The organism is Paenibacillus vulneris (genome assembly GCF_039543185.1).
In the GTDB taxonomy this organism is placed as follows: Bacteria; Bacillota; Bacilli; order Paenibacillales; family NBRC-103111; genus Paenibacillus_S; species Paenibacillus_S vulneris.
In genome coordinates this window covers 626485-638713 of sequence record NZ_BAABJG010000015.1, presented here as the reverse complement: position 1 = coordinate 638713, position 12229 = coordinate 626485, and the positions used below count along the sequence as shown (strand labels likewise).

Annotated in this window: 11 protein-coding genes; 9 read left to right on the top strand and 2 right to left on the bottom strand. The window is 45.2% G+C overall.

Going from position 1 to position 12229, the window contains the following annotated elements; translation table 11 throughout:
• Window positions 1-141: 141 nt before the first annotated feature.
• The 6 genes from ABEA66_RS16410 (at window position 142) to ABEA66_RS16385 (ending at window position 6609) form a co-directional block, all read left to right on the top strand.
• Window positions 142-1623, top strand: a complete 1482-nt coding sequence (locus ABEA66_RS16410) for a spore germination protein (protein WP_256865399.1) — start codon at window positions 142-144, stop codon at window positions 1621-1623.
• A 22-nt stretch (window positions 1624-1645) separates the two neighbouring features.
• Window positions 1646-2737 (top strand): GerAB/ArcD/ProY family transporter, encoded by a 1092-nt coding sequence (locus ABEA66_RS16405; protein WP_345588948.1) that lies wholly within the window; start codon window positions 1646-1648, stop codon window positions 2735-2737.
• A complete protein-coding gene (locus tag ABEA66_RS16400; RefSeq protein ID WP_345588946.1) occupies window positions 2734-3909 on the top strand; it encodes a Ger(x)C family spore germination protein in 1176 nt (391 codons plus the stop codon). The genes ABEA66_RS16405 and ABEA66_RS16400 overlap by 4 nt, the downstream gene beginning before the upstream one ends.
• A gap of 139 nt (window positions 3910-4048) precedes the next feature.
• Window positions 4049-4519 carry a GyrI-like domain-containing protein gene (locus ABEA66_RS16395; RefSeq protein ID WP_345588944.1) on the top strand — a complete coding sequence of 157 codons (471 nt, stop codon included), beginning with the start codon at window positions 4049-4051 and terminating at the stop codon, window positions 4517-4519.
• 141 nt (window positions 4520-4660) lie between these two features.
• Window positions 4661-5404, top strand: a complete 744-nt coding sequence (locus ABEA66_RS16390) for a DUF3892 domain-containing protein (RefSeq protein ID WP_345588942.1) — start codon at window positions 4661-4663, stop codon at window positions 5402-5404.
• 212 nt (window positions 5405-5616) lie between these two features.
• On the top strand, window positions 5617-6609 hold the full coding sequence (locus ABEA66_RS16385; protein WP_345588940.1) for a phosphotransferase enzyme family protein: 993 nt from the start codon (window positions 5617-5619) through the stop codon (window positions 6607-6609).
• Here the strand turns inward: ABEA66_RS16385 and ABEA66_RS16380 are convergent.
• Complete coding sequence (locus ABEA66_RS16380; RefSeq protein WP_345588938.1) at window positions 6597-7544, bottom strand: LysR substrate-binding domain-containing protein; 948 nt, start codon at window positions 7542-7544, stop codon at window positions 6597-6599. The two genes, ABEA66_RS16385 and ABEA66_RS16380, sit on opposite strands and share 13 nt — an antisense overlap.
• A 129-nt stretch (window positions 7545-7673) precedes the next feature.
• Between ABEA66_RS16380 and garD the strand changes: the two genes are divergently transcribed.
• Both garD and ABEA66_RS16370 read left to right on the top strand, forming a co-directional pair.
• Window positions 7674-9209 (top strand): galactarate dehydratase, encoded by a 1536-nt coding sequence (gene garD, locus ABEA66_RS16375; RefSeq protein WP_345588936.1) that lies wholly within the window; start codon window positions 7674-7676, stop codon window positions 9207-9209.
• 119 nt (window positions 9210-9328) lie between these two features.
• A complete protein-coding gene (locus ABEA66_RS16370) occupies window positions 9329-9700 on the top strand; it encodes a hypothetical protein (RefSeq protein WP_345588934.1) in 372 nt (123 codons plus the stop codon).
• A gap of 77 nt (window positions 9701-9777) precedes the next feature.
• Here ABEA66_RS16370 and ABEA66_RS16365 read toward each other — a convergent pair whose 3' ends face one another.
• Window positions 9778-10644 (bottom strand): helix-turn-helix transcriptional regulator, encoded by an 867-nt coding sequence (locus tag ABEA66_RS16365; RefSeq protein ID WP_345588932.1) that lies wholly within the window; start codon window positions 10642-10644, stop codon window positions 9778-9780.
• A gap of 200 nt (window positions 10645-10844) precedes the next feature.
• Here ABEA66_RS16365 and ABEA66_RS16360 point away from each other — a divergent pair, with 200 nt between their 5' ends.
• Window positions 10845-12083, top strand: coding sequence for an oligogalacturonate lyase family protein (locus tag ABEA66_RS16360; protein ID WP_345588930.1), 1239 nt, complete (start codon window positions 10845-10847; stop codon window positions 12081-12083).
• Window positions 12084-12229: the final 146 nt, after the last annotated feature.

The window sequence follows — 12229 nt, the reverse complement described above, 5'->3', positions numbered from 1 at the left end:
AAATTTTATGTGGCACAGCTTCATTAGTTACTTACCAAAGCTGTCTGTCTGGATTGGGGCATTCATCTCCTTCTTGATCCCCTATAGCATTGACCGGATATTTCACTTCATATCCAATTCTAGACGGAGAAGGTGAGAGTGTTGTCACAAGATCTATTTGCATCCGGCCTTCAGGATAATGTAAAAATCATGAAAGACATCTTGGGCGGCAGTATGGATTTCATGGTCCGTTCCCTTACTATTAGCCGTACTTCATGGAAAGCGGCGGTCGTATACATAGACGGGTTGGTTGATAAGAACGTTATGAACGAGCAAGTAATCAAGCCGTTGCTGCAAGAGCAGTCAATGATGCCGATACTAACTGCCGAGGATCCCGAGCAGCTCGTCCAGCATATTTCCGACTCCATACTTTCGATTTCTTCCGTACAAGCCGTTAGGCACGTGAACGAATGTACCTCCCAAGTATTGCAGGGGAATGCTGCATTATTTATAGAAGGCATTGCAGGTGTAATTATTCTTGGTACGGCCGGGTGGGAAGGCCGTTCGATAGATGAGCCTTTTTCCGAAGCGGTAGTAAGAGGTCCAAGGGAAGGATTCGTAGAAAATCTCAGACTCAATATATCGCTGATTCGACGCCGGATCAAGGACCCCAAATTGACCATTCTCAATTATAAAATCGGTCGTCGTTCCCAAACCGACATTGCCTTATTATATATAAATGATATAACGAACCCTGATCTGATCGAAGAAGTGAAGAGCAGGATCGAACAAATCGATATCGATGAGATTCCCGAGTCGGGATTTATCGAGCAGCTTATCGAAGATAATTTCCTCTCCCCGTTTCCTCAAGTACAAAACACAGAGCGCCCCGATAGGGTGGCCAGCTCTTTAATGGAAGGGCGAATAGCGTTAATCATCGACGGGACGCCAATTGCTTTAATCGTGCCGGTTACCTTTGCCATGTTAATGACCTCTTCGGAGGATTATTACGAGCGCTGGCTTCCGTCCTCGTTGATACGTTTACTACGATATGGGGCGGCGTTCATAGCATTATTCCTGCCGGCGCTTTACATTGCTTTAATTTCTTATAACCATGGGCTAATTCCTACCAAGCTGGTTTTGTCCATCGCTGCCGGAAGAGAAGGGGTTCCCTTTCCATCTCTGATCGAGGCGTTAATTATGGAGGTTACATTGGAAATCCTCAGGGAGGCCGGCTTAAGATTGCCGAAGCCAATCGGACAGGCGGTAGGTATTGTAGGCGGTTTGGTAATCGGGGAAGCTGCCGTGCAGGCAGCCATAGTGAGCCCAATTATGGTCATCGTTGTTGCTTTAACAGCAATATCATCTTTTGCCTTTCCCCAGTATGCGGCTGGATTAGCCATTCGGATGCTCCGGTTTGCCTTGATGATTGCCGCATCGGTGCTGGGGCTTTATGGGATCATTCTGATGTTTCTTTTCATTACCGCTCATTTGATGAAATTGCAGAGCTTCGGAGTCGATTACATGAAGCCGTTTGTTCCTATTCGCTTGAGCAACTGGAAGGATTTGATCATCAGACTGCCGCTCCAAACGATGAAGCGTCGTCCGGAAATGGTTAAGCCCATGGATCGCTCTCGAAAATAAAGAAGGGCAAGGGAGAGAGTGTATGGTTACGAATCGTTTAGAGGAGATTACATCGACTCAGATAGCCTCGATTGTAGCAAAATGTATGATTGGGACGGGGATTCTTATCTTACCTCGTGAAATAGCGAAAAGCACAGATTCTCCGGACGGCTGGATCTCAGTCATCTTGAGCGGTTTACTAACGCTGCTTGCAGGATATTTGGTTATGAAACTAAGCTTACTATTCCCGAAGCAAACTATTTTCCAGTACGGTAAGACCATAGTAGGGAAATACCTGGGAGTCCTTCACACCCTTATCGTCATTGCCTATTTTACTCTTTCATCGGGATATTTACTGCGGGTATTAGGGGAGGTTATTCGTATGTATCTGTTGGAAGAAACCCCGATGGAGGTAACGATGATCGCTTTCTCAACCATCGCCGTTTATTTGACAGTGGGAGGAATCCAGCCCATCGCGCGTTTTATTGAATTTTTCTTTCCTCTTATCATTGTCATTCTGCTTTCATTAATTGCTCTTAGCTTTCGGGAATTTGAACCGGATAATATCCGGCCTATTTTTGGAGAGGGAGGATCCCCTATAATCAAAGGCATCGTTCCTTCTGCCCTTTCGTTCAGCGGTTATCAGATCATGCTGATCCTGGCTGCCTATGTGAAGAAGCCCGAAAAGGCTGTGAAATCGGCTCTAACAGGCATCAGTATCGTGATTTTTTTATACACAATGGTAGTTATTATTTCTATCGGAACATTAACTGTTGACGAAGTGAAAACCGTAACCTGGCCAACCATGTCCGTTGCCAAGGATATTGACTTGCCCGGTGGATTTTTTGAACGGTTCGAATCCTTCTTCTCCGTGCTCTGGGTCATAAGTATGTATACGGCGTTTGTCCCTTATCACTATGTGGCCAGCCTGGGTCTAGGTGAGCTTTTCCAAAAGAACTACCGGCCCTTTGCTTACTTGCTGCTTCCTTTTATTTATATGATCGCCATGTATCCGAAGGATTTGGATGCCGTATTCCGATTGGGTGACGTCGTAGCGTATTACTCGATATTTACGATGATTGTCATTCCCCTCTACCTGTGGATCATTGCCAAGATGAGGAGGCTAGGCACTTGAGAGGTTCTAGAGTAATACGGATTGCCTTCACTTTCCTTAGCCTGGTGACGTTAATTGGATGCTGGGACCGGGTAGAAATCGAAGAAGTAGGGATCACTCTCGGTATCGGATTTGATATGGCTGATAAAAAAACGGACTCCACCGATAGGGAGGGGCGGAGGATTTCCATGACTCATCATTTTGCCATTCCCGAACAATTCTCTTCCAAGGGAGGCGTGAAGTCGAAAAAATCATATGTAAACCTGACCAGTACTGGGGAACAAGTTTTTGAAAACGTCAACGAGATATCGACGCGCTTGTCTCGTATCCCGAGCTACGAGCATTTAAGAATTATAGTTATCAACGAGGAAGTGGCCAAATCTATTGATTTGAGAAATATCGTTAATTTCTTATTGCGAAATAGTGAGACAAGAAGGTCGATGCCCGTGTTGATAGCTCAAGGACCGACCGTCCAAGTATTAGAAAAGGAAGGGATTGCGACCAACCCCGCGCTTAAATTAAAGGGCATGACGGAAGATTACCATAAGTCTTTAAGTATGCCGCCATCCTTAAAGCTAGGGGATCTGTCGGAAAAGCTGACCGGGAAAAATAGCTTCGTCATTCAGAAAGTATCGACAACGGAAAGAGAGGCCAAATTGGCAGGTGCCGCCGTAATTAAAGGAAAAACTGGAAAAATGGTTGGCTGGTTAACCGAGGAAGAAACAACAGGGCTAAACTTCCTTTATCCGGATCATAAAAGACAGGGTGTTGTTAAAGGAATAGACCCGAAAAGCGGGAACGCCATCGTCTTTGAGGTCCATAAATTAAATAGAACCATTTCGCCGCAATCTCTTGGCGACAGGATTGATTTTGCTGTCGAGCTGAATATAGAAGGCCGTCTCCGAGAGGACTGGGTTTATCCCGGTAATGCTTTTGATAAGGAATTCATCTCAAGGGCGGAGCTTGCAGCCAAGGAATCCGTTGAAAAATTGGTTCAAAAGGCGCTTAGCAAAACACAAAAAACATTTAAAGCCGATGTGGCGGATTTTGGCAAGAAGCTTCAAATTCAAAATCCTAAGCTTTGGAATAAGGTCAAGGAAAATTGGGATGACATCTTCAGCCGTTCGGTGATCAGCGTTAAGGTTGATGTAAAAATACTTGAGTTCGGTACGACAGCGACCAAGAAGGGATAACAATTCAATAGGGTAGGGCCGGATCATTGGCTAGGACGCGGCTCTTTTTCTTTTATGCCAAATATAGCTTTACAAGAGAACGTATATTCGCTATTCTGGATATGGGTATATTTACCAACCAATCGGGAGGAATGTGAATATGCAAACCTATCAAGACGAAGTATTGGACAGAGAAGAGATCAAACTCGTTGGATTTTCAATCATGGAAAGTCTGCACAATGTTCTAGAGACCAAGATTGTCAGGACATTGCGTGAAAGCTTGGCTGCTCAGAGGAATGAAATCGAGAACCGGGAAGGGGACGGAATCTATTTGCTTCAGGATTATTGTCATGAAGGTCAATGGACTCCTCACGTCCCTTATCGGCATGTAGTCGCTTATGAAGTATCCTCCTACGGCGAAATACCCAAAGGCATGACCACTCATACTCTGCTTCCCGGCCGTTATACGAAGGTTGTCCATCAAGGACCCGAGTCGCAGATCAGTGCGACTTATGAATATATCAATAATACCCATGGCGAAAGACCGATCGATATCGAATATTGGACGGATATTCATGCATTAGAGAATGATAATTCCCAAATTGACATCTATTTTCCATCCAAGGGCTAGGATTAAAGCGGGGAGCTCTGGCATTCTGTCAGGGCTTTTTTCAATTGGTTAACAAATTGGGAAAGGTAAGGACATAGGGGTATAGCTTGTAAAAAAGGAGACATGCTATGGGTATACCTTAAAGAGGAGGGATGATCTATTATGCCAAGACGTCGAAGAGGTTCGTCTTATCCGATGGACAACGCTATGTCCACAGGAAACGTAATGGAAACAGGTACGACAGGCGGAACTACTGCCTGGAACGGAATGACATCAGGTACATCCAACTGGCCTTCCGGCACGCAGTACGGTGCTGACCGCAATTACGAAAATGCCGTTGAGCCGACCCACAATGGCAATTTTGCCTGGAATGGCCAGCCTATCCCGCAATATGCAAGCTTCAACCCAAATGGGCAAACCAACGGTAGTAGTTCGTATATGCCTCAATCCAGCAATGTTGGTACTCAAACCTTTCCGGGCAGCCCAATGCCCGTGCCTGGCTCATCCGGAAACCCGCAGGCGGAGTACGGCCAAAGAAATACCGGAATTAATAATGCGGATGCCCGCAATGTCGGGTTTCAAGGAGGCTATACGGGTTATGGCCCGAACGGTCAACCCATCCAATATGGGACGTTTATGCGCGACGGTACCCAGTACGGCAAAGGGCCGCATACCATTGACCCGAACAAAAAGATTATCGCGGCCGTTCGCTACAGCGACGGCGGCATCAGCGCCGTGAAGTTCCAGGATGGTTCGGTGGCGGATATCGCACAAGCGATCGCAATGGCTGAAGCGGATTTGATCGAGGACGTCAACACCGGGAAAAACCGGGAAGGCCAAAAAACGCTGAGATCCTACCCTGACGGCGATCCTTCCAACAACTTGTCGAATTTGCCTCGCTTCTAAATGATGACTTTGAACAAAGCGGCCTTTCCCGAAGGGGAGAGGCTGCTGCTTATTTATCTTGCAGTTTTGATTCCAAACATTTTTAACAAATGATAAGTATAATATTTCTTTCCCTACTATCAAACGTAAAATAGTGATACTATTACTATAAGTTCTGGAAATTAATCCCTGAACTTTCGTGAAGTTCACATAAAAAGGGTAGGGGGATGAGTATGGTTAAACTGGCAATTAGTCATTCTGTCGTATCTTCGGATGCTTTAGTGCCATTCATTCATGATATTTATAATATTGGAGATATCCTAGAATGCCGTTTTATCAGTAATGGGCTTAATGATACTTATATAGTAATCACAAATGACAAGAAATACATACTTCGAATATACAAAGTTAACTGGCGATCTATAAGTGACATTGAATTTGAGATTGAGTTGTTAAATCACTTACTAGCAAATGGAATCCCGGTTTCTTTTCCTGTCGAAAAGAAGGATGGCGGTTACCATACAGAATTGAAAGCCCCGGAAGGGCCGCGCTACGCGGTGTTATTTACATATGCTGAGGGTGGATATTCGAATAGTAAAGAAAGTTGTTCATTATATGGTGAAGAAGTTGCCAAGATGCATGTGGTTATGGATGAATTCCACAGCGGTCACCAAAGATTTGAATTAGATCTGGATCATTTGCTGACAAAGCCTCTTCAATCGATTAAACCTTTATTAAACCATAGACCGGAGGATATACAATATCTGGAATCATTGTCTTTGCTGCTAAAGAACCGTATTCATGGATTTTCTTCTGATCTAAGCTGGGGAGTATGTCACGGGGACCTTCATGGAGGGAATGTGCATTTCCATGATGGCGGCTTGATGCATTTTGATTTCGATTGTGCCGGGCCTGGCTGGAGAGCCTATGATATATCCGTTTTCCTATGGGCAAAAGTCCGAGGACGAGAAAAAGATAAGTTTAAGAATGAATTATGGGATCTTTTCCTAGAGTCTTACCAGAAAAATAAAAAGCTTTCTCAGTGTGAGCTTGAAGCAGTTCCTACTTTTGTTGCAATCAGAGAGATCTGGTTAATGGGACTACATACGGGCAACTCGAAAGTTTGGGGAGCGTGGCAAGATGATCACTACTTTAATAAGAACCTCCAGTTTCTGCGAGAGTGGTGCGAAGAGAATTCCATAAATGAGGCCGGCTATCCACGATAACCGGCTTTTTCATTTCCCTTCAGCTTATTCATTTTTTGCAGCCAATAATCGGTACACATCGCGATCAAATCTTTAGCTGCTTGACTTAAATAACTGTCTTTTTTGTAGCTGGCGGCGATGTCCCAAACCGGATTCTGTTGAAGGGAGAAGTAGGAGACATTCGGTCCAGGTTTGGCATAACTAATAGGAATAATGGAACAGCATATCCCCTCGGCGATCATTTCATATAAAGTTTTGCAGCTCCTGGTTTCCAATAAAATGGGAGGTGCGATGTTATCTTCGGCCAGGAGCTGGTCGTAGATTTCCCTAAGCGTGGAACCTTGCTGCATGACGGCAAATGAATCATGCTCGAAAGGCTCCAGATTAGTCACGGGAAGCCGTTCACCTAATTTGCCTCCGCGACATGCGAGTGGATGGGAGCTGGGAACACCCAGAATGATTTCCTCCGAACATATAGGAATATAAGTATCCTTCGTTTTTTGAAAATCCTGGAGCGTGACAAAGCCTATATCCAGATTTCCTAGGGATATTTCATATTGCTGCTTTTTTACGGGCATTTCCAGGGGCTCGATCGTAACCTTGGGATATTTTTTGTAAAAAAACGGATAAATAGAAGCAAACATGTCGGTACCTCGTTCCGGGGTCAAGCCGATCGATAGTTTGCCTTCTTGAAGGTCCAGCAAATCATGGATTTGTCTGTAGGTCTCTTTTTTGATGTATAGGATTTTTTTGGCGTTCTCTATATAGATCTTTCCAACTTGCGTCAGATGCCAATTGCTTCTGGAACGAACGAACAACTGTGCCCCCAATTCTTTCTCTAGCTTCAGGAGCTGTTGATTTAAAGCGGATTGTGTCATGTACAGCTTATCCGCAGCCTTGGTAATATTGTTTTCCTCCGCAATTTGGATCATATACTCCAGCTGTTTCAAGTCCATGTTCAACGCCTCGCAGCTCATAATATTTTTAAGATTAAACTAATTTATATCACTTTTACTAATTGCTAATAACAGATTACTATGAGATTAATTCTAGAACAAGTGCTATGCGGAGAGGGGATCGTTATCATGGCTGGACAACGTTCGGAAGCTGAGGAGCCGCTGTATATCAAAGTGAATCCAAAGGACAATATTGCTATTGTTGTCAACAAACGAGGTTTACCGGAAGGAACCGTATTCCCATGCGGCCTTAAGCTCCTTCAACAGGTTCCACAAGGACATAAGGTAGCTCTTACAGATATCGCTCAAGATGAAGGCATCATTCGCTACGGTGAGGTCATCGGATATGCGATGAGATCGATTAAAAGGGGCAGCTGGATCGAAGAAACGATGGTGAGATTGCCTAAGCCTCCGGGATTGGAGGATTTACCGATAGCAAGCGCCGTGCCGGAAGCGCTTCCACCTTTGGAAGAGTATACATTCGAGGGATATTTGAATAAGGATGGTACCGTTGGAACGAAAAATATTTTGGGAATAACAACCAGTGTGCAATGTGTAGCCGGCGTGCTTCATTATGCAGTAAAGAAGATTAAAGAAGAGCTGCTGCCGCGATATCCTAATGTCGAGGATGTTATAGCCCTTACTCACACTTACGGCTGCGGGGTGGCGATCGATGCGCCGGACGCTATCATTCCCATTCGTACGATCCAGAATATCGCATTGAACCCGAACTTTGGCGGAGAACTGCTGGTGATAGGGCTCGGATGTGAAAAGCTGCTGCCCGAACGCTTGGTGCCTGACAAAGATTCCGGCAGGATCATTACCTTACAGGAGAATCACGGTTTTATTCCTATGGTAAACATGATTATGACGATGGCGGAGGAACGGCTCGATAGATTAAATCGAAGAAAGCGCATCACCTGTCCCGCATCAGCGCTGGTTGTCGGCCTGCAATGTGGCGGAAGCGATGCTTTCTCAGGGATTACCGCGAATCCGGCCGTCGGTTACGCGGCAGATTTATTAGTGCGCGCAGGGGCTACGGTAATGTTCTCTGAGGTGACGGAAGTCAGGGATGCTATTCATTTGTTGACGCAGCGAGCCGTCAATGAGGCGGTCGGCCGGGCTTTGATCCGTGAAATGCAATGGTATGACGATTACCTGCAGAACGGCAGGGTCGATCGCAGCGCGAATCCTACACCCGGCAATAAAAAAGGCGGGCTAGCCAACATCGTCGAGAAGTCACTTGGATCCATCGTGAAATCGGGCACGAGTCCGATTGTTGGCGTACTGTCACCAGGCGAAAGAGCTGTCGGTAAAGGTCTGCTGTTCGCGGCAACGCCTGCAAGTGATTTCGTATGCGGTACATTGCAGTTGGCTTCCGGTATCAATGTGCAGGTGTTTACAACCGGCCGCGGCACACCCTATGGCTTAGCTGCCGCTCCTGTCATCAAAGTGTCTACGAGAAATGCTTTGGCGGAGCAGTGGCATGATCTGATCGATCTGAATGCGGGAACCATTGCGACTGGAGAAGCGACCATTGAAGAGGTGGGCTGGGAGCTGTTCCGTCTCATTCTGGATATCGCTAGCGGAAGGAAGAAAACATGGGCGGACCATTGGGGGCTGCACAATGATCTGGCTTTATTCAATCCGGCACCTGTTACCTAGGTGAAACTGGCTCCAGAGGGTCGCATCGGACGAAACGATCGCATCGATTAATGGAGGCTCTTTTCCTAAATAATATTGGTATTTGGTATACTCTATCCATGAAGTCTGGAGGTTTGTTAATGAAAAACGCTAAAAAGCTTATATGGATAGAGGCTGAGGAATGGTTAGCTGGCACTTGGGATTACGAGGATACAAATACAGATGTAATTGTTGTATTTTCTGACCGTTCTAAATGGATTGCAAGTTTTTTTACTTACAGAAACATCGAGTCCACACGACGTAAAAATATTCAAACAGGGGAATGCATGAACGGAACTTATTATTGGTCAAGTGATATGATCCTTATAGATCTCGTTAGCAGAGAAAGGATCGAACAAGTAATCCAATATCTCATTGAAACCGACAGCTTTACCGCAGTTTTTACCCGGTACCCTGACGTTGTTCCGGAAGACGATGAACATTATCCCGCTGGATTCTTTACGCAAATTTAAACATGTTGAAACGAGGAGGCCGCCGATAGCAAATCGGCAGCCTCTTTTAATGAAGCAGGACAAGCCCTAAATAGTTTTTATTGACCCTGCTCGCAGTTTCTTGCTGATCGTATTTTTCTATATTGAAGCGGAGTCACTTTGGCAGACCGCTTAAAGATTCGGTAAAAGTGCTGCAGATTCTGAAATCCGCAGCTTAAAGCGATTTGTATGATATCCTGATCGGTATTCTCTAACAGCTTCTTAGCCTCAATCACACGGCGGTTCAGCAAATATTCGAATAGGGTAAATCGGGACGTTTCTTTAAACAAGTGGCAAATATAATATTTGCTTAGACCGAAAGTAACCTCCAATTGCTCTAATGTAATGGGATTCATGTAGTTGTCGTCGATGTATCGGATGAGAGCCTGAATATGAGGGTTAGAGGATGGAACGCCGGGCTGTTTGGAGGCTATCCGGTGATATTCGATAAGCAGCAAGAGCAGGTTCAGTCTTATTTCGGACAGCGAAATGGCGTCTTGATCGGCCGTATAACGGGAATAGGCATACCCGATTTTAGAAAAAAGCGATAATAAGCTTTCTCTTTGCGCTAAATCGGTTTCAACCTTTCGCGGCCCCTTATGCACGATCCACTTCAGGATGGAAACCAATTCGGCTTCCGACAGCAATCGTTTAATGAAATCTTTGCTAAAATTGATGACATACCTCTCATAGGGACGATTGGGGCTATAAAACAGCCGATGGATTTCGTACTCGTTAATAAAGAAAAAATTCCCGTCATGAATCGCATAGGTATTGTCCTTTAAAAAAATGTGCAGGTCCGCCTTAATGAAAAAATCAAACTCAAACGAGTTATGATAGTGCTGGAGCGGCTTCAGTTGTACATCTTTCTCATTCAAGTAGCTAAAAAGGAACTGCCCGGTGTCGTTATACAAATCCGGCTCCAATTCAAACCATCCCCTTCACAAAAAAGAATAACAATATACGTGAATTTCTGCAATATAAAGGAAGATGATTTTCGGCATCTGAGCTATGCTTTATGCAAGTAATATGAGTACAGCGAAGCTGAGAAGACCATTCCGGTTATTCGCCAATATTGCGAAAACGATGGGATATAGAAGAAATTAATTGAATCAGAGGTGCTATAATGAAAGGTTCTACTTTCCGGCATGAATTCGTTCAGCGCAGAGACGGAGCAACGGGGAAGACCGTGACACAGCTTACCTCCTTGCCTGGGAATCACCATCATCTCTATTTTACGAGCAGCAGCTTCACGGCGGATAACCAAGAAGTGCTGTTCATCAGCGATCAGTCGGGGGGACATCCGAATTTGTTCAAGATGTCGCTCGAGGACGGTATAGCTGTGCAGTTAACCGACAACAGGGACGGCTATATGAAAAGCTATGTCTATTATGATGGTCAATTAAACCGCGGGTTAGCCAAAGCGAGTCCAAGCTATAACCCGGGCAGCCACAAGCTGCTATACATTCAGCATAATAGGGTTCATTTGATGGATCTTAACACACTTTCAGACGAAGTCATCTATTCGCTGCCAATGCATGTCATGACCGGGTTTACCCATATATCCGCGGATGGCCGATGGGTGTGTATCCCCTATATTGACGCGAGCGCGTTTGAAATCGGGGAAGGCAATCCGTTTACACTGATCCGGGACAAGGTGTACCGGAAGCATATAGAATCCAAGCTGCTGGTGATCGATACGCACACGGGATCATCGGAAATTCGCTGCTCGCACGTAGGGTGGATCACACATGTACAATTCCACCCGATGAATCCGGATCGGATCTTGTTTAACCATGAAGGAGGTATGGTTGAACAACGGATGTGGCTGTTTGATAACCATTCGGGCGTAGTCAGCAAGGTACGAGATCAAACGGATGCCGCGTCCGAATTATGGATTTGTCATGAAATGTGGATAGACCAAGGAAATGCCGTTTTGTATCATGGCACTCAAGGAGTACCTAACGATCCAGCCATGAAGGATGAGAGCAAGAAGAAAGATGACATTATCAGCTTTGTCGGGCGGATAGATTTGGACAGCGGCATAGCGACGGAGCTGTCGTTTTCTCCGGAGATGGACTCATACGGACACTTCACAAGCTCTTCCCGTGGAGATCTTCTAGTGACCGACGGAGTCATTGATAATAAAAGCATCCACCTGTGTCAGCCCAACTGGGAGGAAGGACGGTTGTCCATCACTCAAGTTTGTCAGCACAACAGCAGTTTCATGACACAGGATGTGCATCCGCATCCGATTTTCAGTCACGGTGATCGCCATATTCTCTTTACCTCCGACTCTCACAATGCACAAAAGAAGGGGAATCTTTATTTGGTTGACTTGAAACAGGAGGATGAACCAACTTAAAGCTAATTAGAAGCATAATCGGATCAATCTCGTGTGAAATTTCTCTGACACGAGCTTGATCCGATTTTTATTTTGCAGCGTTATCAGATCGGTTGTCCGAAATACTCACTTTTCATACTCACAATTGTATTCAAACTCAATAGACC

Bases quoted from the DNA above. Each gene is read 5' to 3' on its own strand.
- ABEA66_RS16405 (WP_345588948.1), top strand. From the start codon at position 1,646: ATGGTTACGAATCGTTTAGAGGAGATTACATCGACTCAGATAGCCTCG.
- ABEA66_RS16395 (WP_345588944.1), top strand. From the start codon at position 4,049: ATGCAAACCTATCAAGACGAAGTATTGGACAGAGAAGAGATCAAACTC.
- ABEA66_RS16390 (WP_345588942.1), top strand. From the start codon at position 4,661: ATGCCAAGACGTCGAAGAGGTTCGTCTTATCCGATGGACAACGCTATG.
- ABEA66_RS16385 (WP_345588940.1), top strand. From the start codon at position 5,617: ATGGTTAAACTGGCAATTAGTCATTCTGTCGTATCTTCGGATGCTTTA.
- ABEA66_RS16380 (WP_345588938.1), bottom strand. From the start codon at position 7,544: ATGGACTTGAAACAGCTGGAGTATATGATCCAAATTGCGGAGGAAAAC.
- garD (WP_345588936.1), top strand. From the start codon at position 7,674: ATGGCTGGACAACGTTCGGAAGCTGAGGAGCCGCTGTATATCAAAGTG.
- ABEA66_RS16370 (WP_345588934.1), top strand. From the start codon at position 9,329: ATGAAAAACGCTAAAAAGCTTATATGGATAGAGGCTGAGGAATGGTTA.
- ABEA66_RS16360 (WP_345588930.1), top strand. From the start codon at position 10,845: ATGAAAGGTTCTACTTTCCGGCATGAATTCGTTCAGCGCAGAGACGGA.